The organism is Streptomyces sp. NPDC023527 (assembly GCF_055560115.1).
Map to the genome: position 1 here is coordinate 107,062 of NZ_JBVHJJ010000005.1, position 24,759 is coordinate 131,820.

Sequence of the window (24,759 nt, forward strand, 5' to 3'; positions counted from 1 at the left end):
AAGCCTCCTATTCGAACGAGATCGTGTACGCGCCGGCGTCGTCCTTGCCGTACTCGTCGCGGCCGATCCACAGGGCCCAGTCGAGACCCGTCCATTCGCCCGCGGGGCTGCCGGGGACCGATGGGTCCGGGGGGAGCGGAGCCCCGCCGAGGGTGCTGAAGACGCCCCTCCCGGTCATGTCCTGGAACTGGAACTTCCAGGGAAGGGTCCCCGTGTTGTCCTGGTATCCGAAGCCCCAGTGCCCGATCCGCGGCTTCTTCCGGGTGACCTTGGGGTCCGGGACGTTGTGCGCGTCGCGGACGTCTTCCCAGTCGGTCAGCATGCGCTGGTGGAAATCGGTGTCGGTGCAGGTGGCCGTCTTGCCGCCGAAGAGAAGGGGTCCGGTACTGACGAACAGGGCGTCAGGGGTGGTGTACTCCAGCCACTGCCTGCAGGTCGAGGTCTTGCTGCCGTGGTGGCCGACCTTGAGCCAGAGGTTCTTCTCCCGTTTGAGGGAGGGATCAGTGGAGTCGAGCGTGATGAGGGCCTTCTCGTTCTGCACCAGGGCGTCGGCCATCAGTAGCGCCTTCTGGCGCTTGCCGGTGCCGTCGTCCTCGCCGACGACCAGGAAGATGAGGCTGCACAGGTTGGCGAGGCGTTCTTTCTCGGCGCTTGAGTAGCCGGAATGCGCGAACGCCCCGCCATTCACCAGATAGAGGTTCGGATCGGCGGAGGGGTGTCCGGTGAAGACCTTCTCCGGGAAGCCCTCGTCCGGCTTCAGCTTCACTTCGGGCACATGTCCACCGGAGGCCACCAGCGCTGCCGGGTTGGTCAGCAGGGTTTTGACGAAGGTCTTGCTGCGCTCCTTGTAGTCGTCGGGCCCCATCGAGTACCAGACGTTGTTGAGCGTGCAGCGGAGCTTCCCGGTCGCGGGGTCGCACAGGACGTCTTCGAGGAGGTTGAAGTGGTCTTCGTCCGGGTGGCTGATCAGCAGGTAGTCGAGGACGCCGGGGTTCACGAGGTCCCGCAGGTGGTCGTCGATCCGCTTCCGGAGGTGGGCGATCAAGCGCTGCTTGGCCGTGCCTGCGGCAGGCGCCCCCGCCTGCGACCGTGGCGCCACCTCTCCCCCGGGTTTGGACCCGCAGTCCAGCAGCACCGCCGCGTGCGCCTTGGTCGCCCCCGGTTGGTAGAACGTGATGAGCGTGCAGTCACCCTGCCCCACATTGAAGAACACCACCTTGACCGGCATGTCGTCATCCCCTCGATGGCGTCGGTCCGTCACGGACCGCGCATCGCCGGACGACAGTCCGCAAGCGCGCGGTCGCCGGGCCATTCCACCGCACACGGAGAGGACTTATCCCCAAGAATCTCCGCCAATGGCGTGTTCTGGAGCCAATCTGGCTAGATGCCCGTCGATCCGCCCCTACGTCCGATTCCGACACCTCGTCAACTACCTTGCTACGCAAGCGCGTTGTAAGGGCGCGCTCGGCAACCGTTGGCCTCAGTGACCAGAACAGGCCCCATCCTCACCCACGGCCGCCAGAATGAGCTCCCGCAGCGCCCTGTAGAACACCTCGTGGTCGACAACGGCGTCCAGGAACATGTTTACGCGGCCGACGTCAGCCGACGGCTCTCACACCAGGACTGACAGCGACAGAAAGGACATACAAGATGGGCGTTTACGTGTCGGTCAGAGGATGGCTGGAGTGCGACGAGACACAACTCGCCAGCATCCAGGAGATCATCTCGTCCCACGCGGACGATCACTACTCCGGCGGATGGAGCACACCTCGGCAGCAGGCCAACTGGACCCACTACATCTTCTACGGCGCCGACATCCGCGCATCGGCCCTGGACTGGTTCACGAACCAGCTCCAGGAGATCGCCCGGGTCGCAGCCTCCGACGACGGAGACCGCATCCGAGGCCTGTTCCTTGCCAGCCACGAAGTCGACGGGACGACAGAGTGGCAGGTCCGCGAAGGCCAGCTCGTCATCTCGCCCGCCGACACCAGACACCAGTACCTCGATGAATAGCCTCACCCATTCCGAGGGTTCCAATACTCGACTCCACCATTACACCCCGGCCGCCGGTCGATCCACCTGGCCGACGCCGCCCTCAACCGCTACCTCGCCGAAGGCCACCTGTACCTCGCCGAGGGCCGCCAGGAACCCGCTGGTCCCAATCTGGTCCCGGAGACCGCGCCCGTGCGGCACCTGCGGCTCGTCCGGTGATCACATGAAAGAAGCCTCTGACCTGCGGTTCCCCGCCAATCAGAGGCTTCTTTCGTACCGTCGGGACGGCGGGATTTGAACCCGCGACCCCTTGCCCCAGTCAAGTTGACACTTGATCAGATGCGGACAATATCCGCCAAATAGGGGTTCTCAACATGGGGCATAAGGGGCATCGTTCGATGGTGTGCGCTCCGCCGCTTCTCGGGGGCGTGTCTACCGGCGCTGCAGCTGCCGGGACCAGCTGCACAAGCAGCTCGGATCACGCTGTCCACGACTCCTCGCCGATCCTGATCATGGCACGTGGACGTTCGCCGTCGATGTCCCTCAGTGCGCGCCGGGGCGTCACACCGTCCGTCGTGGCGGCTTCCCCGACCGGGACACCGCCGCACAGGCCCTGCGGCGCCTGATCGACACCGCTGGTGCGGGTCTTCTCGCCGATCCGAACCAGACGGTCGCCGACTACCTGACTGCCTGGCTCCAAGCCAAGGCCATGACCTTGAAGCCGACGACCACGGTCCGCTACCGCGCCTACGTCGAGGACGATCTCGTCCCCGCGCTTGGGAAGATCAAGCTCGACGATCTCGGCTACGGTCACATCGCGGCCTTCGTCCGGGCGCAGCTCTCGCGCGGACGAGGGATAGTCACCGTTCACCGGATCCTCGCCACCTTGTCGAGCGCACTCGGCGAGGCGGTCCGGCACCACCGGCTCGACCACAACCCCGCCCGGCCCACGATCATCCCCCGGCCGGCAGCCGCCGAGCGTCACATCTGGACCGTCGACGAGGCTGTGGCCTTCCTGCGGTACTGCCATACGGCCGATCCGCTCATGGGCGATCTTGTCGAGATCCTCATCGGCACCGGCATCCGCAAGGGAGAAGCACTCGCTCTGGGCTGGGACGACGTCCGCCTCGACAAGCGCGTCCTCTATATACACGCGACGCTCTCCGCGATCGACAACAACCGTCTCGCGATCACCACGCCCAAGACCAGGAGCAGTAAGAACTGGGTCGCCGTCTCCGGCCGCGTCGCCACCGCCCTCCACTACCGAGCCCGGGACAGACACCCGTCAACAATGGCAGGGCTCGAAGGTGATTTCGTGTTCCACCGTCCCGACGGCCGACCGCTCCATCCGGAGTACGTCCTCAACCGGTTCCATCTACTCTGCCGCAAAGCGGGCGTCTCCCGTACGACAATCCATGATCTCCGGCACCTGTCAGCCACAATCTCGATTAACGCTGGCGTTCCGCTCACCGTGGTGTCGAAGACTCTGCGGCACTCGACGCTCTCCACGACCGCGAACGTTTACAGCCATCTCACCACTCAGGCCGCCCGCGAAGCCGTCGATGCCATCGACAAAACCCTCACCCAGGCCGACCGGCCACCCATTCCCCCACGTCCGATCCCGGCACCGCGACCGCTCTGCGACCACATCCCGCAGCTGCACAACCAGATGATCACCATCAGACAGCCCACAAGCACCAGGATTTACCCCCGGACAGCCCCGGCAGCGGTGAGCGCGTGCGACCACATTGCGACCACAAGCCGACACAACATCAGAAAGGCCGCCCTCGCATCCCTGCGAGAACGGCCTCCGACCTGCGAAAATCGCTGGTCGGGACGGCGGGATTTGAACCCACGACCCCTTGACCCCCAGTCAAGTGCGCTACCAAGCTGCGCCACGTCCCGGTGCCCGTCCGGCTCGGGCTTTTGCCCTTTCCGACCGCGCACGAGAACAATACCGCACTCCACCGGGTGGCCGCGCACGCGTTTGGCCGGGGTGGATCACGGGCGGGCAGCCCCTCCTGCGTACATCTTTCCCGATATGCACCATTTATCCCGACCCTGTTTCGCGCAGCCCAGGCCCGGGCCCCCGCGCACCCCCTTCACCCCCGGCGCGGTGTTGACCTCCCGGCCGTATCTCGTGCGACCATCGAGCGTCCCGATTTCAGCTCGTGACTCGCGCAACTCCCCCGCAACAGGAGGACAGTTGGACACCCCTGGTCTCGTCGGCGCGCACACCCCCCTCCCCTCCCCCGTCTCGCGGCGCAGGTTCCTTCAGGCGGCGGCCGGGACCGCCGCCGTGGCCGGGGTCACCGCCACCCTGCCGGCCGACATCGCGGCCGCCGCGAGCCCCCGGACCGCCGGGGCCACGCTGTCCTTCACCGCCGCGACCAATGGTTCCGCGAGCCTCTCCCCGGCCGGGGACCGGCTGGTCGCCGAGGTGCAGAACGTGTTGTGGTCCATTCCGCGCGCCGGCGGGAACGCCGTGGCGATCACGCCCGCGGATCTGGAGCCGACCCGGCCCGTCCACTCCCCCGACGGCAGGCAGCTCGTCGTCTGCGCCTATCGCGGGGGCGGCTTCCACCTCTGGACGCTGCGACCGGACGGGTCCGGGCTGCGGCAGCTGACCGACGGGCCCTGGGACGACCGGGGGCCGGCGTGGTCGCCGGACGGTGGGCGGATCGCGTTCGCCTCCGAGCGCGGCGGCGATCCGGTGGCCGGCAGCCCGTACCGCGTGTGGGTGGTGGACGTCCGTAGTGGCGCCCTTTCGCAGGTCACGGGGGTGGCCGGGCAGGAGGGGCCGCTCCAGGACGGGGCCTGGGAGGACTTCGATCCCGTCTGGTCGCCGGACGGCAAGCGGCTGCTTTTCGTCCGGGCGCGCGTCGCCGGGACCGCACTGGAGGCCCGTACGGTCGCGTCCGTCGCGGCCGATGGGCAGGGGCCGGTGCGGGTGGAGCACACCGAGAGCGCCGCCGGGCAGGTGATGACGCCGGCGGTCTCCCCCGCCGGTCGGCTGGCCTATCTGCGGGTCACCGCCGCGCCCACCGCCACCTGCACCCTCGTCGTGGACGGCGCCGCGGTGGCGGTCGACGGCGACGTGGAGCCCGTACCGCCGCGGTGGGTGTCGCGGGACGAGTTGCTGCTGACCGTGGGCGGGCAGTTCCGGCTGCTCCGGCCCGGGCAGCCCCTGAGGACGGCCACCACCATCCCCTTCAGCGCCAAGCTGCCCCTGGAGCGGCCCCGCTACCGCGTCAAGCGGTACGACCTCGACGGCGGCGGCGTCCACAAGGCACGCGCCCTGCACCTGCCCGCGCTCTCCCCCGACGGCCGGCAGGTGGCCTTCGCCGCGCTGAACTCGCTGTGGGTCGCCGATGTCGCGGGCGGGCGCCCGCGCCGCGTCGTCGAGTCCGACCCCACCCGCTACCTCCTCGGCCCGACCTGGACCCGCGACGGGCGGGCCCTGATCTACGCCGGCGACCGCGACGGGCTGCTCGCCGTGCGCCGCCGCGACCTCGCCTCCGGCGAGGAGACCGTGCTGGCCGACGGCGGTCGGGTCTACCCCGCCCTCTCGCCCGACGGAAAGAACCTGGCATGTCTGGACATGACCGGGAACCTCGTCGTGCGCGATCTCGCCGCCCGCACCGACCGTGTCCTCGCCGCGCCCCTCGGCGCCGGCGGCCTGCCCGGCAGACCGAGCTGGTCGCCCGACGGGCGCTTCGTCGCCTTCTGCGATCGCAACCGCCTCAACCAGCGATTCCGCGAGGGCTACAACCTCATCCGGATCGTGGACACGGAAACCGGCAAGGTCCGGCTGCACGCCGTCGCCCCGCACACCTCCCTCTCCGACCGCTACGACTCCGGGCCCGTCTGGTCGCCCGACGGCCGTCACATGGCGGTGGTCTGCGAGTCCGCGCTGTGGCTGCTGCCCGTACGGGCCGACGGGACGCCCGACGGCGAGCCGCGCCGCATGACCGACGAGGCGGCCGACCACCCGTCCTGGTCGGCGGACTCCCGCACGATCCTCTATCTGTCGGCGGGGAGGCTGCGGCTGCTGGAGGTGGCCGGCGGATCGGCCCGTACGGTCCCCGTCACGCTCGACTACCGGCGCCCGACCCCGGCCGACACCGTCGTCCACGCCGGAAGGTTCTGGGACGGCACCGGCGAGACCGTGCGGGAGGACGTCGATCTCGTGGTGCGCGACGGGCGGATCGCCGCCGTCGAGCCGCACCGGGCCCGGCGGGCGTCCCTGCGCAGGATCGACGCGTCGGAGCGCACCGTGATCCCGGGCCTCTGGGACGCCCACACGCATCCGTACCAGAACACCTACGGCGGCCGGCAGACCGCGCTGCAGCTGGCCTACGGGATCACCACCGCCGTCTCGCTCGGCGGGTTCGCCTACGAGCAGGCCCGCATCCGGGAGGCCGTCGCCGCGGGGGCGCTGGCCGGGCCCCGCATGCTGACCAGCGGCGAGCTGCTGGACGGCGCGCGCGTCGCGTACAGCATGGGCCGCGCCCACCGCACCCGCGAGGGGCTGCGCAGATCGCTGAGCCGGGCCGCGGCGCTGGAGTGGGACTTCGTGAAGACCTACGTCCGCGCGCCGGGCTGGGTGATGGAGGACGCGGCGCGCTTCGCGCACGAGCGGCTGGGCGTGCGCACCGGCAGCCACCTCTGCTCGCCCGGCGTCCAGCTCGGCCAGGACCTCACGACCCACCTCCAGGCCACACAGCGGCTGGAGTTCGGGCACGCCACCTCGGCGACGGGCCGCTCCTATCAGGACCTCGTGGAGATCTACACCGGTACGGACTTCCACCTGATCGCGACGATGTTCACCTCGGTGCCACTGCTGGGCGAGGCGCCCGCGCTGGCGGAGGACCCCCGGGTCACCGCGCTGATGCCGCCGTGGGACGTGGCGCTCGTGCGCCAGACGGCCGGCCAACGGCCGACCGCCGACCAGCTGGCCACCCTGGAGCGCGAGATCGACGTCTACCGCCGGGTGCTGGCCGGCGGCGGGATCGTCGCCCTGGGTACGGACGCGCCGCTGGTGCCCGTGGGGCTCTCGCTCCACATGGGACTGCGGGCCCTGCACCGGTACGGGCTGTCACCCGCGCAGGCCCTGAGCACCGCGACCGTGCTGGCCGCGCGGGCGTTCGGCGCGGAGCGGGACCTGGGCACGCTGGAGACCGGCAAGCTGGCCGATGTGACGGTGGTGGACGGCGATCCGTTCACGGACTTCGACCGGCTCGTACGGACGGTGTCGGTGCTGCGCGGCGGGGTGCCGTACGAGCAGGCGGAGCTGGTCGGCTCGTACAGCGGCGCGGCCGGCTCGGGCGGGCACACGGCGCGCTCGCTCGGGCAATGGCTGGAGGTCGGGCGGCAGTTGCGCCGTGACTCCTGCTGCGACATGGAGCTCTCGCGCTGAGGAGCGGGCCCAGCGGTCCGTGCGCGGGTGGCGCCGGGAGACGCCGCCCGCGCGCCGTCGCGGCTACTCGTTGATCTGGTACGAGTCGCCGTAGACCTTCCACTTCAGCGGGGGTTCGAGGTCGAAGTTGCCGTTGTCGAGGAAGACGCGCTGCGCGGTGTCGACGCGGCTGGTGTCGCTGTGCGCCTCCTCGTTCCGCATGGCCTTCTTGCGGGCGTCGAGGAAGGCGTCCAGATAGGTCTTCTCGTCGCCGCCCTGCGCCGGGGTCCGGGCCTTGGCCAGTGCGGCCTTGCGGATGCCGCCGAAGCTGTCCTTGCCGGCCCCGGGGCCGTGCATGACGATCGCGTCGTAGTAGGCGAACTGGCCGAGCGCGCGCAGGCCGTCGGCCTTGGCCTGCTTGACGGCGGGGTCGAAGTAGACGCGGTCGCGCTCGGACTCCTGGGCGTTCTGGAAGTCCTTGTCCCGGGCGGCCTTCTTCCAGGCGTCCTCGAAGGACTTGCCGAGGCCGGCGTGGGAGTCGCTGCCGTTGACCTTGCGCAGGGCGGGGAGGTACGGGGCGAGCGGGTTGCCGGGCTTCTTCCGGGTGTAGCGCTCGACGAGGTCGAGCATGTCACCGGTGCCGGAACAGAAGCCGATGATGCCGGCGGTGTAGCCGCGGCCGTCCTTGATGTCCTCGATGTACGCGAACTGGGCACGCCAGTCGAGCGAGGAGTTCTCCGCGCTCGACACCAGCCGCATGGCGATGTCCTTCTTGTGCGGGTCGTCCAGCCCGGGCGCCGCTTGGGCGCCCTGGGCGTGCTGTATCCGCTCGGCGGCCGGGGCGGGGGCGACGCGTGCGGGCGGGGCTGCCGGAGCCGCGGCGGCCTCGCCCACCCCGGCGAAGGCGAGGGCGGGGAGGGCGACGGCCAGTCCGACGAGTGCGGTGCGGGGTGTCTTCTTCGAGGTGCGCTTGAGCATGCTGCTCTCCGTTCCCGATGATTCCCGATGGCTGTTAGGAAGCTTTCCTAACCAACAACGGCATTGAAGCGGCCCCGCCGCTTCCGCCACAAGGGGTTCGGGTGAGGCGTTCACACGTCGGTACGGATCCCGCCACTCGCGACCCAGCCGCCAACACCCGCGCTACGCCCGGACGGTGGCCTCCGCAGGGGTCGGCAGATCCGCCGCGGGCTCGAGCCGGACAGCTGTCGGCCGGGCCGCGATCGCCCGCCACCACGGGTCGAGCGGCAGCCCCGCGGCCGGCTCGAAGGGCTCCCCCGGACGGGGCGCGGCGATCTCGGCGCCACTGCGCCGAGCCGCGGCGACGGTGCCCTCGACCGGCTCCCCCCAGGGATGCGGGGCGAGGTTGAAGGTGCCCCAGTGGATCGGCAGCATGATCCCCCGGGCGGCGTCGCCCTGGAGGTCGAGGTGGGCGCGCATGCCCTCCTCGGGGGTCATGTGGATGTCGGGCCAGAACTCGCTGTACGCACCGATCTGCACCATCGTGGCGTCGAACGGCCCGTACTGGGCGCCGATGTCCGCGAAGCCGGGAAAGTATCCGGTGTCACCGCTGTGGAAGACGCGGTGTTCGGGACCGGCGACCACCCAGGAGGCCCAGAGGGTGTGCTGGGTGTTGCGCAGCGCCCGGCCGCAGAAGTGGCGGGCGGGGGTGGCGGTGAGGGTGAGGCCGCCGACGGTCGTCGACTCGTGCCAGTCGAGGTCGGTGATCCGCTCGGCCGGAACGCCCCAGTGCTCCAGGTGGGCGCCGACGCCCAGAGGTACGACGAAGCGCGTGCCGGTACGGGCCAGGGCCCGGACCGTCGGCATGTCGAGGTGGTCGTAGTGGTCGTGGGAGATGACCACCGCGTCCACGGTCCCCACCTCGGCCAGCGGTACGGGCACCGGGTGCAGGCGCTTGGGACCGGCGAAGGCGAAGGGCGAGCAGCGCTCGGACCACACCGGGTCGAAGAGCACGCGATGGCCGTCGATCTCGGCGAGCACGCTGGAGTGGCCCATCCACGTCAGCCGCAGACCGGAGGCGGCGGGGGCGGCGAGGTCGGCGATGGTGGTGGGGTGGACGGGCACGGTGCCGGCGGGGGCGCGGCGGGCGCGCTCCTCCTTGCGGAAATAGGTGGGGAGGAACTTCAGCATGGCCCCGGAGGGGGTGCGGTCGGCGCCCACGGGGTTGGTGAAGACGCCGTCGGCGTAGTGCGGTGACCGCCGGATACGCGCCATCCGCTCCCCGGACGGATCCGCCCCGAACGCGGTCGGGCGCAGAGCGTCGAGCGGGGATCTTGTCGGACGGAAGCCGGTCACGGCACCTCCAGTGGCGAGGGGGCGCGCTCCCGCTGCCGGTGGGACCGGGCGTGAGCGCTGGTCATGTCATTATCTGCCCCCGCCGGAGCGGCGAACGGTGGCCCCCTGCCTACGGGCGGGCCGCGCCCGGACGAACTCCGGGTGCCGCCGGCCGGGCTCACCCCCGTGATACGAGCCCGGACGGCGTCGGTGTACCACCCGGTGCCCCACTGTGCAGCCTTCCGGCGCCGGATGCACGTGAATTTTCACGTGCATCTCAAGTCGATCAGAGGCCGCTGACCCGGAGGGTCACATTCAGCCTGCCGACGAGCCCGAGGGCGGGCGGCGCGGTGCCCGGGTGGGTGCGGGGCACCCCGTGGTAGGCCGGCCGGGACGGGCCACCGAAGACGAAGAGGTCGCCGCTGCGCAGCTCGACATCGGTCCAGGGGCGGTTACGGCCGCTCGTATTGCCGAACCGGAAGACACAGGTGTCACCGAGGCTGAGCGAGACGACGGGCGCGTCGGACCGCTCGTCCCGGTCCTGGTGCATGCCCATGTGGGCGTCGTCGTCGTAGAAGTTGACCAGGGCGATGTCGTACGGGTCCGGGCCCGCCGGAGTGCCGTAGGCCGCCGCGACCGCGTCCCGGGCCAGCTCGTCCAGCCAGGGCGGGAACGGCTTGACCGGTGCGCCGTCCCCGTCGACGACGGTGCGGGCGTAGCCGTAGGGGAACCAGTGCCAGCCCAGACCGACGCTCCGCACCGACATCTCGCCGCCGCTGGGCATCCGCACGGTGCGCAGGCCGGCGGGCGGCCGGGCCCAGGTGCGGCAGGCGGCGAGCAGCCGGGCCTGCGCGGGTGGGTCGAGCCAGCCGGGAACGTGCCAGGCGCCGGGGGCGACCTCGGTCGGGGGTACAGGGAAGAGCTCTTCCATGCCGCCAGCGTAGGCACGGCGGGCTGCCTGCCGGTCACTGATCGGGGCTCCGCCCCGGACCCCGGTCCTCAAGCGCCGGACGGGCTGGTGGGTGCCTACCTCTTTCTTCCCACTCCCCCGTAGAAGATCGTGTCGTTGAGCTCCGCCGGACCCGGGACCGGGCCGTCCGGGCGCCACAGGGGGACTCGGACCAGGCCCGGGTCCTGGAGCTCGAAGGCGCCGAAGAGCGGCTCGATCGCCTCGCGTCCGCGCAGGTTGAGCGCGGCGGTGGCGTTCTTGTAGGCGCCCAGGACGCTGTCGCGGGCCTTGACGTCGGTGTAGCCGTCCTCGTAGCCCTCGTACGGTTCGGCCGTGGCGTGGGAGAGGATGAGGAAGCTGCCCGGGGGCAGGGCCTCGCCCAGTGCCGCGACGATGCCGGCCGGGTCCTCCTCGTCCTTGACGAAGTGCAGGACGGCCACCAGCAGCAGGGCCACCGGCTCGGAGAAGTCGATCAGCTCGCGGATCACCGGGTGCTCCAGGATCGCCCGGGGCTCGCGCACGTCGCCGAGGACGAACCCGGCGGGGCCGGTGTTCGTGAGCTTGGCCCCCGCGTGGGTGGCCACGATCGGGTCGTTGTCGACGTACGCCACCCGGACGTCCGGGTCGATCTCCCGGGCCACCTCATGGGTGTTCGGGGAGGTGGGTATGCCCGTACCGATGTCGATGACCTGCCGGACGCCCCCGCGCACCACGTCCCGCACCGCGCGCGTCATGAAGGCGCGGTTGGCGCGGGCGGACAGCCGTACCTGCGGGTGCGCCTCGATGACGTGCTCGGCGGCCTGCCGGTCGACCTCGTAGTTGTCCCAGCCGCCGAGGTAGTAGTCGTACATCCGGGCCGGGTGCGGCCGGCTGGTGTCGATCTCCTCCGCCGCGAAGCCCTGCTCGCTCACGCCGTGCCCTTTCATTCGCAGCTCACACTCGTTCCCGCGAGAAGGAAGTCGGCCTCGCCGGCCTTCGCGCCCTTGATGAAGCTCTCGATTTCGTGGTGCGTGTAGATCAGCGCGGGGCCGTCCGGATCGGTGGACTGGCGCAGCGCGACCCGGCCGTCCCGCAGTCGCATGGCCTCGACGCAACTTCCCCCGTTGCCGCCGCTCCACGGCTTGCTCCACCCCTCGGTGCCGAGGTCGGTGGCGGGCATGCCGTTGTATACGCGATCCATGGTGGTCTGATCCATGGTTCAGATCTCCTTACGAATGCCACCCAGGAAGGCCTCGGTGGTGTGTGCCGGCGCGGCCTGCGCGCACATCCGGTCCAGCGCCTCCAGGAACGCCGAGACATCGTCGCGCTGGTCGAAGTACGAGGCTCCGACCAGGTTCTCCGCGTAGGCGATGTCCGGCAGTTCCGGGAGCGGGAACCGGAAGATATGGAACGGTCCGTACATCGCCGGGTGCGGCCCGGCGGCGAACGGCATGATCTGGAGCCGTACGTTGGGCAGCGCGGTGGCGGCCATGAGGTGGGAGATCTGCTCGCGCATGACGCCCGGTCCGCCGATGGGTCTGCGCAGCACGGTCTCGTCGAGCACCACCCACAGCAGCGGCGCGCCGTCCCGGGCGAGCAGCGACTGGCGCTCCCGGCGGACGGTGACCGCGCGGCCGATGTCGGCGTCGGAGGCGTGCGGCATGCCGGCGCGGAGCACGGCACGCGCGTAGCCTTCCGTCTGGAGCAGGCCCGGGACGTAGTGCGGTTCGTACGCGCGGATGAGGTTGGCCTCTCCCTCAAGGCTGACGAACGCGCTGAACCACTCGGGCAGGACGTCCCGGAAGCGGTGCCACCAGCCGGGGCGATTGGCCTCGCGGGCGAGGGAGAGGAAGCCCTCGACCTCGGTGGGGTCGACGACGCCGTAGACGCCCAGCAGCTTCTCGACGTAGGGAAGCTTGAGACCGACCTCGGCCTTCTCCATCCTGCGGACGGTGGCGTGCGTGACGTCGAGGGCGCGGCCCGCCTGCTCGTAGGAGAGCCCGGCCTTCTCCCGGAGGTCCTGGAGCCGTTTGCCGAGCACGACTCTCAGGACGGTCGGGGCGCCTGCCGGTCGCGCGTCCGCCACTCTTCTTCCCTTTCCCCGGGTTTCTCCAGCCCCAACACCCGGCATATGCCCGCCAGGTGACCCGCAGTGTGTCACGCACCCCCCAGGAGCCAACAGACTGCACTGACGATTCTGTAATTTACAGATTGAACCTTGCCACACATGACCCGCATCGCACATAGTTGCGGAGTGGTCCCCTCCCATGACGCACCTTCGCTCGGACGCTACGGCAGCTCCATAGCCGCGCGTCTCCAGGACGCCTTCCACTTCCCGGCCCTCAACACCTCGGTGGCGGAGGCGCGCAGAAGAGTTCTCGCGCAGCTGCGGGAGTGGGGAATCGACGAAGGGGCGTGCGACGACGCCCAATTGGTGGTGTCGGAGCTGTTCACCAACGCGGTGCGGCACACCGACAGCGACAAGGTCAGCTGTCAGCTGCGCCTGAGCGGCGCGCACCTGCGGATAGAGGTGGCCGACCAGGGGCACACCCCGACGGAGCCGCGGGCGCGGTGCAGCGGCGCGGACGAGGAGAGCGGGCGCGGGCTGCTGCTGGTGGGCGCGCTGTCGAAGGCATGGGGGGTCCGGCCCGACGACAGCGGCCGTGGCCGTGTCGTCTGGGCCGACCTGCCGCACGGGCGGCTCCCCCTCTAGTACCGGCCGTACCACCGGTACGAACCCACTACAGCGGCAGCAGATCCGGCCGCTTGGGCTCCACGTGGTCGCCCGAGGACTCGCCGCGCAGTCGGCGGCCGATCCACGGCACCAGGTGCTCCCGCGCCCAGTGGATGTTGTCGCGGCGCACCTCGGCGGGCGAGCGCGTCCCCTCCGTCGGCCACGCCTGGTCCGGGTCGGCCGGTACCGCCAGGCCGAGCACCTGGGCGGCGCGCAGCGCGACGCGGGTGTGCCCGTCGGGCGAGAGGTGGAGCCGGTCGTCGCTCCAGGCCCGCCGGTCCTGGACCGAGCGCAGGGACCACAGGTCGAGGACCGGGCAGCCGTGCCGGTCGGCGATGGACCGGACGTGCGCGGTGTAGGTCGCGATCTTGCCCCGCAGGTGGCGCAGGACCGGAATGCCCCGGGTGTCGAAGCCGGTGCACAGCAGCACCGTGCCGACCGAACCGGCGAGGTCGACGACGGCCGCCTCATAGCGCTCGGCCACGTCGTCGGGGTCGCTGCCCGGGCGCAGGATGTCATTGCCGCCGGCGCAGAACGTCACCAGATCCGGGCCCAGCTCCTTGGCGCGGGGCACCTGCTCCTCGACGATCTGGTCGAGGAGGCGGCCCCGGACGGCGAGGTTGGCGTATCGGAAGGTGTGCTCCGCCTGCTGATCGGAGAGGAGTACGGCCAGTCGGTCGGCCCAGCCGATGAAGGTGTCGTCCGGACCGGGGTCGCCGACGCCTTCGGTGAAGCTGTCCCCGACGGCTGCGTACGACCCGATCGCGCTCTTGCTGAATGAATTCGAATCGTCTGCCACGTCAGCACATCTTTCACCTCCGGGAGTGACCTACGCCACCGTAACCAGGGGTTGACGTGCCGTGATGTATCCCACCCCAACAAAGTCGCCGCAAGCGGAATACGTCAACAAGGGTGCGGCGGGAGGACGGTTGCCCGTACAACCGGTGGCGTAAAGTCAATCAGCCGCTTCGCCGACGAGCAGCGTCGGCAGCCGTCTTCCTGGGAGCGCCCGTGACACAGACGCCGCATGTCCCGTCCACCGAGCCCGAGCTGGCGGGGGTCCGTAACTTCCGCGATCTGGGCGGTCTGCCGGCCGCCGACGGGCGACGTGTGCGGCCCGGCGTCCTCTTCCGCAGCGGCCACCTCGCCCACGCGACCGAGGAGGACACCCGCTTCCTCTCCTCGCTGGGCCTGCACACGATCTTCGACTTCCGCAACGCCGCCGATATCGCGCTCGACGGCGAGGACGTCGAGCTCGTCGGGGTGCGCCACATGAACATCCCGCTCACCGACCCCGCCGACGGCGCCGAGTTCTGGAAGATGGTGCGCGCCCGCGACCTGACGCAGCTGCGCACGGTGCTGGCCGGGGACCGGGGCGCCGACCGGATGGCCGAGAGCTATCGCGAGGTGGTCCTCAACCGCACCGCCGAGCACAGCCGGGTCCTGCACACGCTCGCCGAGGACGCCGTCCCCGCGCTGATGCACTGCGCGGCGGGCAAGGACCGGGCGGGGCTGTCGATCGCGGTCACGCTGCTGGCGCTGGGCGTGCGGCGCGAGGTCATCGAGGCGGACTATCTGGAGTCGAACGCGCCGCACCGGCGTTACCGGATGCGGACGCCGGAGGGACCGGCGGCCCAGGAGGTGGCGGAGTTGCTGTCGCCGATGTTCGAGGCGCGGGCGGAGTATCTGGCGGCCGCGTTCGCCACGATCGAGGAGCGGTGGGGGTCCGCCGATCGCTATCTGTCCGAGGGGCTCGGGCTCGCGCGGGTGACGCGGGAGCGGTTGCGGGCTCGTCTGCTCACGGACTGAGCGGTTGCCCGTACGGGCTGGGTTTCCAGCCCGTACGGCGTCCGAAACCGGTCTCTCAGCGGTTCGCCACCGCCTGCTTCACCAGCGTCCGCCCGAAGTCCCACATCAGCCCGCCGCCGTTGTGCGCGTCCTCCATGACGGCCGTGAACGCCTCCACGAAGCGGTCGACCTCGCGTTCGCCGATGGTCAGTGGCGGGATCAGCTTGATGACCTCCAGGTGGTCGCCGGAGACCTGGGTGAGGATGCGGTGCTTCTGGAGCAGCGGCACCACGACCATCTGCGCGAAGAGGCCCTTGCGCGCCGCCTGCAGCATCGCCCAGCGGCTGCGCAGCCCCAGCGACCGGGGCTTGCCGAACTCGATGCCGATCATCAGGCCGCGGCCGCGTACGTCGTGCAGCAGCTCGTACTTCTCCACCAGGGCCGCCAGCCGGGTCCGCAGCAGCTCGCCGGTGTGCCGGGCGTTGGCGACGATCTCCTCGTCCTCCATCACCGAGAGCACCGCGAGCCCGGCGGCCATGGCCTGGGCGTTGGAGCCGAAGCTGGCGGAGTGGACGAGCACCCGGTCCATGGAGGAGTAGACCTTCTTGAAGATCCAGTCCTTGCCGAGCGTCGCGCCCACCGGCACATAGCCGCCGGAGAGGGCCTTGGCCACGCACACCAGGTCCGGTTCGACGCCGTCCTCGTGCTGGTAGGCGAAGAAGTCCCCGGTGCGGCCGAGGCCGGTCTGCACCTCGTCGGCGATCAGCAGGGCCTTGTGCCGGCGCAGCAGTTCCTGGGCGGCGCGCAGGAAGCCCGGCGGCGGCTCGTACACGCCCTTGCCCTGGATCGGCTCGATCACGAAGGCCGCGACGTCGCCGCGGCGCAGTTCCCGCTCCAGGGCGTCGAGGTCGCCGAGCGGGATCGCCGTGTCCGGCAGGAGCGGGGCGAAGCCGTCGCGGAAGCCGTCCTCGCCGTTGACGGAGAGGGAGCCGGTGGTCAGGCCGTGGAAGGCGTGCGCGCAGTACAGGACGCGTGGCCGGCCGGTGGCGTAGCGGGCGAACTTCAGCGCGGTCTCGACGGCCTCGGTGCCGCTGTTGCCGAAGAAGACCCGGTCCAGGTGCGGGGTGTACGACAGCAGCTTCTCGGCGAGCAGTCCGGGCAGCGGCTGGCAGTCGAAGCGGGTGAGGTCGGCGAGGGAGGCGTCGAGGACGTCGTGCAGCGCCCGGCGGACGACGGGGTGGTGCCTGCCGAGGCCCATCACCCCGAAGCCGGCGAGCATGTCGAGGTAGTCCTGCCCGTCCGCGTCCCAGAAGTACGCGCCCTCGGCCCGCTCGTAGACCTTGTCGAAGCCGATGGTGTGCAGCATGCGCGGCAGTTGGTGGTTGAGGTGGCGGGCGTGCAGGTCGTAGCGCTCGCCGCCGCGCTCCGCGAGGAGCCGGGCGAGGTCGAATCCCGCTCGGCCGCCGCCGGCGTCGTCAGGGGGTGTCATGCGTCGTTCTCCTTACGGGCCTTTCGGGGCTTGCCGGTCACGGCCGGGGCCTTCGCCGGGGTCGTGACCTCCTCGCGCACCTCCTTGCGGGCCAGGGCCGCGCTGATCCGGCCCGCGATCTCGGCCGGGGTGAGCCCCAGGTCGGCGAGGACCTCGCCGCGCTTGGCGTGCGGCAGGAACTGCTCGGGGATGCCGAAGGTGCGTACGGGCACGTCGTTGCCGGCGTCGCGCAGGGCCTGGGCCACGGCCGAGCCGACGCCGCCGGTGCGGCTGTTGTCCTCGACGACGGCGACGACGCGGTGCCGCCCGGCGAGCGCGGGCAGGGCCTCGTCGACGGGCTTGACCCAGCGGGGGTCGACGACGGTGCAGGGGGTGCCGCGCGCGGCGAGGAGGTCGGCGGCCTCCAGGCACACCCCGGCCATGGCGCCGACGGCGACCAGCAGCACCTCCGGCGCCCCGCCCTCGGGGCACTCCGGGGCGGTGAGCACGTCCATGCCCCCGACGCGGCCCACGGCCGGGACGGGTTCGCCCACGGTCTCCTTGGGGAAGCGGATGACGGTCGGGGCGTCGGCGACGTCGACGGCCTCGCGCAGTTGGGCGCGGAGCTGGTCGGCGTCGCGCGGGGCGGCGATCCGCAGGCCGGGGACGACCTGGAGGATCGACATGTCCCACATGCCGTTGTGGCTGGGACCGTCGGTGCCGGTGACACCGGCCCGGTCCAGGACGAAGGTGACACCGCACTTGTGCAGGGCCACGTCCATGAGCACCTGGTCGAAGGCGCGGTTGAGGAAGGTGGCGTACACCGCGAAGACCGGGTGCAGGCCGCCGGTGGCCAGCCCGGCGGCCGAGGTGGCGCCGTGCTGCTCGGCGATGCCGACGTCCCAGACACGGTCGGGGAACGCCTCGGCGAACTGCGTCAGGCCCACCGGGTGCAGCATCGCGGCGGTGATCGCCACCACGTCCGGCCGCTCGGCGCCGATCCGCAGCATCTCGTCACCGAACACCGAGGTCCACGACCGGCCGGCCGCGGGGGCCAGCGGCTCGCAGGTGAGGGGGTTCATCACGCCGACGGTGTGGAAGCGGTCCGCCTCGTCCTCCAGGGCCGGCGCGTAGCCGCGGCCCTTCTCGGTCCGGCAGTGGACGAGGACGGGGCCGTGGAAGCGCTTGGCCCGGCGCAGCGCCGATTCGACCGCCGCGATGTCGTGCCCGTCTATCGGGCCGAGGTACTTCAGCCCCAGATCCTCGAACATGCCCTGCGGGGCGAAGGCGTCCTTGAAGCCCTTCTTGGCACCGTGCAAGGACTCGTAGAGCGGCTTGCCGAGCATGGGCACGCGCTGGACGGCGTCCTTGCCCCAGGACAGGAAGCGCTCGTAGCCGTCGGTGGTACGGAGCGTGGCCAGGTGGTCGGCGAGGCCGCCGATGGTGGGGGCGTAGCTGCGCTCGTTGTCGTTGACGACGATGATCAGCGGCCGGTCCTTGGCCGCGGCTATGTTGTTCAGGGCTTCCCAGGCCATGCCTCCGGTGAGGGCGCCGTCGCCGATGACGGCGACGACGTGGCGGTTCCAGCGGCCGAGGACCTGGTTGGCCTTGGCGAGACCGTCGGCCCAGCCGAGGACGGTGGAGGCGTGGCTGTTCTCGATGACGTCGTGCTCGGACTCCTCCCGCGAGGGGTAGCCGGACAGCCCGCCCTTGCCGCGGAGCTTGGAGAAGTCCTGGCGGCCGGTGAGCAGTTTGTGCACGTACGACTGGTGGCCGGTGTCCCACAGGATGCGGTCGGCCGGCGAGTCGAAGGTGCGGTGCAGGGCGATGGAGAGCTCCACCACGCCGAGGTTCGGCCCGAGGTGGCCGCCGGTCCTGGCCACGGCGTGCACCAGGAAGTGGCGGATCTCCTCGGCCAGTTCGGTCAGGTCCTCTGCGTCCAGCGCCTTCAGGTCGTGCGGACCGCGGACGTTCTCCAGCAACGACACGTGGGCCCCCTCCTCGTCTCTCGGCGTCATTCGGCCTTTGTCGCGGTAAGTCGGCGTAAGTCGGACCGGTTCAGGGCCGTCGTGTCCCCCCGCCGGCCCTGTTCTCGCGGGCTCGCCCCGGTCAGCTGACGGTCACATCGGGCACGCCCGAGGCGACGCCCGCCGCCGCCATGGATTCGGCGATCTTCAGTGCTTCCTCGATGAGGGTCTCCACGATCTTCGACTCGGGAACGGTCTTGATGACCTCGCCCTTCACGAAGATCTGACCCTTGCCGTTGCCGGAGGCGACCCCCAGATCCGCCTCGCGGGCCTCGCCGGGGCCGTTGACGACGCAGCCCATGACGGCGACGCGCAGCGGGACCTCCATGCCCTCCAGCCCGGCGGTCACCTGGTCGGCCAGTTTGTAGACATCCACCTGCGCGCGGCCGCAGGACGGGCAGGAGACGATCTCCAGGCGGCGCTCGCGCAGGCCCAGGGACTCCAGGATCTGCATCCCGACCTTGATCTCCTCCGCCGGCGGGGCCGACAGCGACACACGGATCGTGTCGCCGATGCCCTCCGACAGCAGCGCTCCGAAGGCCACCGCCGACTTGATGGTGCCCTGGAACGCCGGCCCGGCCTCGGTCACGCCGAGGTGGAGGGGGTAGTCGCACCGGGCGGCGAGCTGGCGGTAGGCGTTGACCATCACGACCGGGTCGTTGTGCTTGACCGAGATCTTGATGTCGCGGAAGCCGTGCTCCTCGAAGAGGGACGCCTCCCACAGCGCCGACTCCACCAGCGCCTCCGGTGTGGCCTTGCCGTACTTCTCCAGCAGCCGCCGGTCCAGCGAACCGGCGTTGACGCCGATCCGGATCGGCGTGCCGGCGTCGGAGGCCGCCTTGGCGATCTCCCGGACCTTGTCGTCGAACTGCCGGATGTTGCCCGGGTTGACGCGCACCGCGGCGCAGCCGGCGTCGATCGCGGCGAAGACGTACTTGGGCTGGAAGTGGATGTCGGCGATCACGGGGATCTGCGACTTCTTCGCGATGACCGGCAGCGCGTCCGCGTCGTCCTGCGAGGGGCAGGCGACCCGTACGATCTGGCAGCCCGAGGCGGTGAGCTCGGCGATCTGCTGGAGCGTCGCACCGACGTCCGCCGTCACCGTCGTGGTCATCGACTGCACGGACACGGGCGCGTCGCCGCCCACCGCGACCGACCCCACCTGGATGCGCCGCGAGGGGCGGCGCGCCGCCAGGGGCCGGGCGGGGACGCCGGGGAGCCCGAGGGAGACCGGCACCGCGGAACCCACGGCCGTCAGCCCCGGTTCCCGGCGACGCTCTCGCGCACCGCGCGCAGGGATTCCTTGAGCGAGCCCATGGTGGCGAGGACGGCTGTCGGCTCATAGCCGCAGTGGGCCATGCAGTTGTCGCAGCGCGGGTCCTTGCCGCGGCCGTACTTGTCCCAGTCGGTCTCCTCGATCAGCTCCCGGTACGTCGGCACATAGCCGTCGCTCATCAGATAGCAGGGGCGCTGCCAGCCGAAGAGGGAGTAGTTGGGGATGGCCCACGCCGTGCACGGGAAGTCGACCTTGCCCTCCAGGAAGTCCAGGAAGAGCGGGCTGTGGTTGAGCCGCCAGCGGCCGCGATTGCCGCCGGAGAACGCCTTCTTGAACAGCTCCCGGGTCTGCTCGACACCCAGGAAGTGGTCCTGGTCGGGGGCCTTCTCGTAGGCATAGGCGGGCGAGATCATCATCTCGTCCACCTTGAGGTCGTCATTGAGGAAGTTGAGCACCTCGACGATGGTCTGCGGAGTGTCGGTGTTGAAGAAGGTGGAGTTGGTGGTGACCCGGAAGCCGCGCCGCTTGGCCTCCTTGATCGCCTCCACCGCCTCGTCGAAGACGCCTTCCTTCGCCACGGATTCGTCGTGCCGCTCGCGCAGCCCGTCGATGTGCACCGCGAAGGCGAAATACGGGGAGGGGGTGAACTTCTCCATCTTCTTGCGCATCAACAAAGCATTGGTGCACAGGAAGACATACTTTCGCTTGGCCACCAACTGCCGCACGATCTCGTCGATCTGCGGGTGCATCAGGGGCTCGCCGCCGGCGATCGAGACCATCGGGGCGCCGGACTCCAGCACGGCACCGACGGCCTGGGCGACGGGCATGCGCTGCTTGAGCACACCGGCCGGGTGCTGGATCTTCCCGCAGCCCTCGCACTTGAGATTGCACGCGAAGAGCGGTTCGAGCTCGACGATCAGCGGGAACTTCTCACGCTTCCGGACCTTCTGTTCAAAAAGGTAGGTTCCCACCCGGATGGACTGACGGAGCGGCATGGCCATCTGGCTCACCTCCTGGGGAGCAGTAAAGATCGGTGCCATTCGATAAAAGCCGGAAGGACGGTGCGGAGCACCCGGAAGGCCGATATTCCACCCCGCAACGTCCCGATTCGCACGAGTTCATGTTCCGGAGCGTCCACGACCACTCGGACGGCCGCAACCGGGCGTGGGCCCGCCCGGACAGCGCTTCGGAGCGTGGCCGCGGATTCCATGTCGACGGCGAGTGCTCCCGCGGCGTGCAGGGCCGACCGCTCCGCGCCGCGTACGACGTGGTCCGAGCCGACCAGCGGGCCGGTGTGGATGACGCGCCGGGGCAGCGCCCGGGCGAGCTCCTTGGCGAGCAGCTCCACACCGACGCACTCCGTGCGGCCCCGCGGGTCGCGGGTCTCGTCGGCGACGACCAGGTCCCCGGGGTGCATCCCCGGGGCCAGGCCGGCGCAGAAGCCGGTGGCGATCACAGCGGCGTCGCGCATCGCCGCGCCGTCGGCGAGCGCGCGGGTCACGGCCTGGTCCGCGGCGTGCGGGCCCATGCCGGTGCGCAGCACGGTCACGGGGCCGGCCGCACCGCCGAGACCGCCGCCGCGCAGGGCGAGGCGCTCGATGCCGAGCGCGCAGGCGATCAGCAGCGGCGGTACGGGCCCGGGCCCCGTGCCGTGGTTCATCACGCCTCCCGGTGGTCGGCGGCGAGGGGCTCGCCGTGGACGTAGCGGCCGAGGGCGGTGGCGGGGAAGACCTGGCGGTAGAGGTGGTAATTGATGGAGAAGTCCCAGGGGAAGCCGGTGCCCGTGAACTCCGGTTCGTCCCAGGAGCCGTCCGCGGCCTGCCGGTCCACCAGCCAGGCCACCCCGCGCTCGACCGCCTTGCCCTCCCGCTCGCCGGCGGCGAGCAGGGCCATCAGGGCCCAGGCGGTCTGGGAGGCGGTGGAGGTGCCGCGGCCGATCCACTCGGGGTGGCGGTAGGAGCGCAGGTCCTCGCCCCAGCCGCCGTCCTCGTTCTGGACGCTCTCCAGCCAGCGCACGGCCCGGCGGACGGCCGGGTGCGAGGCGGGGATCCCGGCGGCGACGAGGGCGGGGACCACCGAGCCGGTGCCGTAGACGTAGTTGACGCCCCAGCGGCCGAACCAGCCGCCGTTCTCCTCCTGTTCGGCGAGCAGCCACTCGATGCCGCGCCGGGTGCGCGGGTCGTGCTGCTTGCCGAGGACCGCCAGCATCTCGACCACGTGCGCGGTGACGTCGGCGGACGGTGGGTCGATGACCTCGCCGAAGTCGCAGAACGGCAGCCGGTTGGGCAGCGGGCTGGTGTTGTCGGCGTCGAAGGCACCCCAGGCGCCGTCGCTCGACTGCATCCCGAGGGTCCAGCGTGCGGCGCGCTGGACGGCCGCCTCGACCCGGGTGGGGTCGGGGTGCGCGACGCGCTTGAGCGCGAGGACGACCTCGGCGGTGTCGTCGATGTCGGGGTAGTTGTCGTTGTGGAACTCGAACGCCCAGCCGCCCGGGGGCAGTTCGGGGCGTCGTACGGTCCAGTCGCCGGGCCGCAGGATCTGCTCGTCCAGCATCCAGTCGACGGCCTTGACGAGCGCCGGGTGGTCGGGCCGTACGCCCGCGTCGGCGAGCGCGATGGTGGCGAGGCAGGTGTCCCACACCGGGGACTGGCAGGCCTCGATCATCCGGGAACCGTCCTCGCGCCAGACGGCGAAACGGTCCAGCGACTCCAGGCCCGCGCGCAGCACGGGGTGGTCGAGGTCGTAGCCGAGGAGGTGCAGGGCGATGACGGAATAGACGGCGGGCGGCTGGATGCCGCCCCAGCAGCCGTCGTTCTCCTGGCGCTCGATGATCCAGCGGGCGGCGGCGTTGAGCGCGGTGCGGCGCAGCCCGCGGAGCGGGAATTTCCGGTACTGCCGGAGCGCCTTGTCCAGGCGCTGGAAGAAGCCGTCCCAGCTGGCGGCCGGGGCCAGGGGCCGCGGCGGAGCGGGGCGGCGCGGGTCGGTGTGCAGCTCGTCGAGGGCGAAGGGGGCGGGCCGTACGGGCCGCTTCGCCGACACGACGGTGAGCGGCACGATGGTCTGCCGCGCCCAGCAGCCGAAGTCGTAGATGTTGAGGGGGAACCACTTGGGCACGTACATGATCTCGGGTGGCAGCTCGGGGAGGTCGTCCCACTTCCACCAGCCGAAGAGCGCGAGCCAGATCCGGGTGAAGACACGGGCCGCGGCGACGCCGCCCTGGTCGCGGACCCAGGCGGAGGCGGCGGCCATGTGCGGGGCCTCGGGCGTGTCGCCGGCGAGCCGCAGGGCGACGTAGGCCTCGATGGTCGCGGAGAGCTCGGGGGGTCCGCCCCGGAAGGTGGCCCAGGTGCCGTCGGGGCGCTGCTCGGAGCGGATGAAGAGAGCGGCCGCCCGGGTGGTCCGCTCGTCCTGGATGCCCAGGAACTGGCGGAGCATCAGGTCCTCGGCGTCCATGGTGACGTTGGTCTCCAGGTCGCCCTTCCACCACCCCTCGGCGTCCTGCCGGGACAGGAGGTGCTCGACGGCGCGGGCGGTGGCCCGCTCGGCGGCGGCGAGCGGCGTGCCGGGCTCGTCGGCCGGGGGTTCGGGCGTAACGGTGGTGCTGTCATGGGCCGCGGTCGCGAGAGGCGGCCCGGCCTCGGCGCTTCCGTCGGTCGTCGCTGTCATGGTTTCCCCTTTTGCAGTGATCTTTCTTCTCTGCCGTGCTGGGGGCTCCGTCGGCCGACGCTCCCGTCAGGGCGTCGGCCGGCGACTACGATCCGTCAGATCGGGTGAATGGGAATCATCTCTTTCGTACGACGACGAAGTCGGCGAGCGCGACCAATTGCGCTCGGACCTCTGCGGGCATGTCGACTCGGTCGAGTGCTTCGATGGCGGTGGCGTGCTGGCGGCGGGCTTCCTGGGAGGTCCACTCCCGGCCGCCCGCCTCCTCGATCAACGCCGCGCGGCTGGCGAATTCTTCCTCGTCGAAGTCGGCGGACTGGGCGTCGCTGAGCTTGGCGTCGGCGGCGAGGATGTCGGCCAGCCGGGTGGAGGCTGCGCCGCCCGCGGCGAGGGCGGCGACGACGGGGAGGGACTTCTTGCGCTGGCGCAGGTCGCTCCAGGTCTGCTTGCCGGTGGCCTCGGGGTCGCCCCAGATGCCCAGCAGGTCGTCGACGGCCTGGAAGGCGAGGCCGAGGTGGTAGCCGTAGGCCTCCAGGGTGTCGGCGGTCCGGTCGTCGGCGCCGCCGAGGACCGCGCCGATGGAGACGGCGCAGGCGAGCAGCGCGCCCGTCTTGTTGCCCTCCATCTCCAGGCACTCCTCGACGGTGACCCGCTCGCGGTGCTCGTAGGAGATGTCCTGTGCCTGGCCGTCGATCAGCTTGCGGGTGGCGGTGGTCAGTCGCCGGGTCGCCCGGCCGGCCTCGACCGTGCCGAGCTCCAGCAGGATCTCGTTCGCGAGGGCGAACAGCGCGTCGCCGACGAGGATGGCCTGCTCGGGGCCGTAGACCTTCCACACCGTGTCGCGGTGGCGGCGCTGCTCGTCGCCGTCCATGAGGTCGTCGTGGAGCAGCGAGAAGTTGTGCACGAGCTCCACGGCGACGGCGCCGGGGATGCCCACCTCGGGCCGCGCGCCGGCGGCCTCGGCCGAGAGCAGGGCGAGGGCGGGGCGTACGGCCTTGCCGCTGTCGCCGTCCGTGGGGCGGCCCTCGGCGTCGATCCAGCCGAAGTGGTAGGCGGCGACGGTGTTCATGGGCGGCGCGAGCCGGTCCACGGCGGCACGCATCACCGGCGTGGCAAGCGTCCGTCCGCGCTCCAGCAGGGCGTTGACGCCTGCGGTGTCGACAGCTGGGATCGCCGAAGTCACGGTCTCTCCT

General features: G+C 70.9%; 19 protein-coding genes, 1 tRNA gene and 1 pseudogene. 5 read left to right on the forward strand and 16 right to left on the reverse strand.

The features are described 5' to 3' along the window. Nucleotides 1–7: 7 nt before the first annotated feature. Nucleotides 8–1,228: a ComEC/Rec2 family competence protein gene (locus ACZ303_RS11565; RefSeq protein ID WP_467337617.1), complete on the reverse strand. Its 1,221-nt coding sequence runs from the start codon at nucleotides 1,226–1,228 to the stop codon at nucleotides 8–10. 422 nt (nucleotides 1,229–1,650) lie between these two features. Between ACZ303_RS11565 and ACZ303_RS11570 the strand changes: the two genes are divergently transcribed. Both ACZ303_RS11570 and ACZ303_RS11575 read left to right on the forward strand, forming a co-directional pair. Then, on the forward strand, nucleotides 1,651–2,013 hold the full coding sequence (locus ACZ303_RS11570; protein WP_467337618.1) for a hypothetical protein: 363 nt from the start codon (nucleotides 1,651–1,653) through the stop codon (nucleotides 2,011–2,013). Between the two features lie 688 nt (nucleotides 2,014–2,701). Further along, nucleotides 2,702–3,472 (forward strand): annotated as a pseudogene (locus ACZ303_RS11575) (site-specific integrase); the annotation flags it as partial. 348 nt (nucleotides 3,473–3,820) lie between these two features. Here the strand turns inward: ACZ303_RS11575 and ACZ303_RS11580 are convergent. Beyond that, a tRNA-Pro gene (locus ACZ303_RS11580) sits at nucleotides 3,821–3,897 on the reverse strand. A 301-nt stretch (nucleotides 3,898–4,198) separates the two neighbouring features. On the opposite strand from ACZ303_RS11580, the gene ACZ303_RS11585 reads away from it, so the two are divergent. After that, nucleotides 4,199–7,411 carry an amidohydrolase family protein gene (locus ACZ303_RS11585; protein WP_467338194.1) on the forward strand — a complete coding sequence of 1,071 codons (3,213 nt, stop codon included), beginning with the start codon at nucleotides 4,199–4,201 and terminating at the stop codon, nucleotides 7,409–7,411. Between the two features lie 63 nt (nucleotides 7,412–7,474). On the opposite strand, the gene ACZ303_RS11590 is transcribed toward ACZ303_RS11585, so the two are convergent. The 6 genes from ACZ303_RS11590 to ACZ303_RS11615 form a co-directional block, all read right to left on the reverse strand. Then, nucleotides 7,475–8,368, reverse strand: a complete 894-nt coding sequence (locus ACZ303_RS11590; RefSeq protein ID WP_467337620.1) for a chitosanase — start codon at nucleotides 8,366–8,368, stop codon at nucleotides 7,475–7,477. A gap of 162 nt (nucleotides 8,369–8,530) precedes the next feature. Further along, a complete protein-coding gene (locus ACZ303_RS11595; RefSeq protein ID WP_467337622.1) occupies nucleotides 8,531–9,703 on the reverse strand; it encodes an MBL fold metallo-hydrolase in 1,173 nt (390 codons plus the stop codon). A 265-nt stretch (nucleotides 9,704–9,968) separates the two neighbouring features. Beyond that, on the reverse strand, nucleotides 9,969–10,613 hold the full coding sequence (locus ACZ303_RS11600) for an alpha-ketoglutarate-dependent dioxygenase AlkB family protein (protein WP_467337624.1): 645 nt from the start codon (nucleotides 10,611–10,613) through the stop codon (nucleotides 9,969–9,971). Between the two features lie 95 nt (nucleotides 10,614–10,708). Then, complete coding sequence (locus ACZ303_RS11605; RefSeq protein WP_467337626.1) at nucleotides 10,709–11,557, reverse strand: SAM-dependent methyltransferase; 849 nt, start codon at nucleotides 11,555–11,557, stop codon at nucleotides 10,709–10,711. Continuing rightward, nucleotides 11,554–11,826: a DUF397 domain-containing protein gene (locus ACZ303_RS11610; protein WP_467337628.1), complete on the reverse strand. Its 273-nt coding sequence runs from the start codon at nucleotides 11,824–11,826 to the stop codon at nucleotides 11,554–11,556. The genes ACZ303_RS11605 and ACZ303_RS11610 overlap by 4 nt, the downstream gene beginning before the upstream one ends. A gap of 3 nt (nucleotides 11,827–11,829) precedes the next feature. Beyond that, nucleotides 11,830–12,696, reverse strand: a complete 867-nt coding sequence (locus ACZ303_RS11615; RefSeq protein ID WP_467337630.1) for a helix-turn-helix domain-containing protein — start codon at nucleotides 12,694–12,696, stop codon at nucleotides 11,830–11,832. 141 nt (nucleotides 12,697–12,837) lie between these two features. Between ACZ303_RS11615 and ACZ303_RS11620 the strand changes: the two genes are divergently transcribed. After that, nucleotides 12,838–13,323 carry an ATP-binding protein gene (locus tag ACZ303_RS11620; RefSeq protein WP_467337632.1) on the forward strand — a complete coding sequence of 162 codons (486 nt, stop codon included), beginning with the start codon at nucleotides 12,838–12,840 and terminating at the stop codon, nucleotides 13,321–13,323. A 28-nt stretch (nucleotides 13,324–13,351) separates the two neighbouring features. On the opposite strand, the gene ACZ303_RS11625 is transcribed toward ACZ303_RS11620, so the two are convergent. Further along, nucleotides 13,352–14,143: an SGNH/GDSL hydrolase family protein gene (locus tag ACZ303_RS11625; protein WP_467337634.1), complete on the reverse strand. Its 792-nt coding sequence runs from the start codon at nucleotides 14,141–14,143 to the stop codon at nucleotides 13,352–13,354. Between the two features lie 212 nt (nucleotides 14,144–14,355). Here ACZ303_RS11625 and ACZ303_RS11630 point away from each other — a divergent pair, with 212 nt between their 5' ends. Beyond that, nucleotides 14,356–15,153 carry a tyrosine-protein phosphatase gene (locus ACZ303_RS11630; RefSeq protein ID WP_467337636.1) on the forward strand — a complete coding sequence of 266 codons (798 nt, stop codon included), beginning with the start codon at nucleotides 14,356–14,358 and terminating at the stop codon, nucleotides 15,151–15,153. 55 nt (nucleotides 15,154–15,208) lie between these two features. Here ACZ303_RS11630 and ACZ303_RS11635 read toward each other — a convergent pair whose 3' ends face one another. The 7 genes from ACZ303_RS11635 to ACZ303_RS11665 all read right to left on the reverse strand — a co-directional run bounded on the left by ACZ303_RS11635 (nucleotide 15,209) and on the right by ACZ303_RS11665 (nucleotide 24,749). Continuing rightward, the gene (locus tag ACZ303_RS11635) at nucleotides 15,209–16,621 is read right to left on the reverse strand and encodes an aspartate aminotransferase family protein (RefSeq protein ID WP_467337638.1); all 1,413 of its coding nucleotides are present in this window, start codon (nucleotides 16,619–16,621) and stop codon (nucleotides 15,209–15,211) included. Then, nucleotides 16,618–18,588, reverse strand: a complete 1,971-nt coding sequence (gene dxs / locus ACZ303_RS11640) for a 1-deoxy-D-xylulose-5-phosphate synthase (protein ID WP_467337640.1) — start codon at nucleotides 18,586–18,588, stop codon at nucleotides 16,618–16,620. Before dxs ends, ACZ303_RS11635 begins: the two co-directional genes overlap by 4 nt. A 121-nt stretch (nucleotides 18,589–18,709) precedes the next feature. After that, on the reverse strand, nucleotides 18,710–19,876 hold the full coding sequence (gene ispG / locus ACZ303_RS11645) for a flavodoxin-dependent (E)-4-hydroxy-3-methylbut-2-enyl-diphosphate synthase (protein WP_467337643.1): 1,167 nt from the start codon (nucleotides 19,874–19,876) through the stop codon (nucleotides 18,710–18,712). Between the two features lie 5 nt (nucleotides 19,877–19,881). Then, on the reverse strand, nucleotides 19,882–20,904 hold the full coding sequence (gene hpnH, locus ACZ303_RS11650; RefSeq protein ID WP_467337645.1) for an adenosyl-hopene transferase HpnH: 1,023 nt from the start codon (nucleotides 20,902–20,904) through the stop codon (nucleotides 19,882–19,884). 5 nt (nucleotides 20,905–20,909) lie between these two features. Then, nucleotides 20,910–21,563, reverse strand: a complete 654-nt coding sequence (locus ACZ303_RS11655) for a phosphorylase family protein (RefSeq protein WP_467337647.1) — start codon at nucleotides 21,561–21,563, stop codon at nucleotides 20,910–20,912. Beyond that, nucleotides 21,563–23,569 carry a squalene--hopene cyclase gene (shc, locus tag ACZ303_RS11660; protein ID WP_467337649.1) on the reverse strand — a complete coding sequence of 669 codons (2,007 nt, stop codon included), beginning with the start codon at nucleotides 23,567–23,569 and terminating at the stop codon, nucleotides 21,563–21,565. The genes ACZ303_RS11655 and shc overlap by 1 nt, the downstream gene beginning before the upstream one ends. Before the next feature lie 115 nt (nucleotides 23,570–23,684). Next, nucleotides 23,685–24,749, reverse strand: a complete 1,065-nt coding sequence (locus tag ACZ303_RS11665) for a polyprenyl synthetase family protein (protein WP_467337651.1) — start codon at nucleotides 24,747–24,749, stop codon at nucleotides 23,685–23,687. Nucleotides 24,750–24,759: the final 10 nt, after the last annotated feature.

Coding starts and splice junctions, on each gene's coding strand:
- hpnH (WP_467337645.1), bottom strand. CDS start 20,904: ATGGCCATGCCGCTCCGTCAGTCCATCCGGGTGGGAACCTACCTTTTT.
- ACZ303_RS11590 (WP_467337620.1), bottom strand. CDS start 8,368: ATGCTCAAGCGCACCTCGAAGAAGACACCCCGCACCGCACTCGTCGGA.
- ACZ303_RS11600 (WP_467337624.1), bottom strand. CDS start 10,613: ATGGAAGAGCTCTTCCCTGTACCCCCGACCGAGGTCGCCCCCGGCGCC.
- ACZ303_RS11565 (WP_467337617.1), bottom strand. CDS start 1,228: ATGCCGGTCAAGGTGGTGTTCTTCAATGTGGGGCAGGGTGACTGCACG.
- ACZ303_RS11610 (WP_467337628.1), bottom strand. CDS start 11,826: ATGGATCAGACCACCATGGATCGCGTATACAACGGCATGCCCGCCACC.
- ACZ303_RS11620 (WP_467337632.1), top strand. CDS start 12,838: ATGACCCGCATCGCACATAGTTGCGGAGTGGTCCCCTCCCATGACGCA.
- ACZ303_RS11635 (WP_467337638.1), bottom strand. CDS start 16,621: ATGACACCCCCTGACGACGCCGGCGGCGGCCGAGCGGGATTCGACCTC.
- shc (WP_467337649.1), bottom strand. CDS start 23,569: ATGACAGCGACGACCGACGGAAGCGCCGAGGCCGGGCCGCCTCTCGCG.
- ACZ303_RS11655 (WP_467337647.1), bottom strand. CDS start 21,563: ATGAACCACGGCACGGGGCCCGGGCCCGTACCGCCGCTGCTGATCGCC.
- ACZ303_RS11605 (WP_467337626.1), bottom strand. CDS start 11,557: ATGAAAGGGCACGGCGTGAGCGAGCAGGGCTTCGCGGCGGAGGAGATC.
- ACZ303_RS11570 (WP_467337618.1), top strand. CDS start 1,651: ATGGGCGTTTACGTGTCGGTCAGAGGATGGCTGGAGTGCGACGAGACA.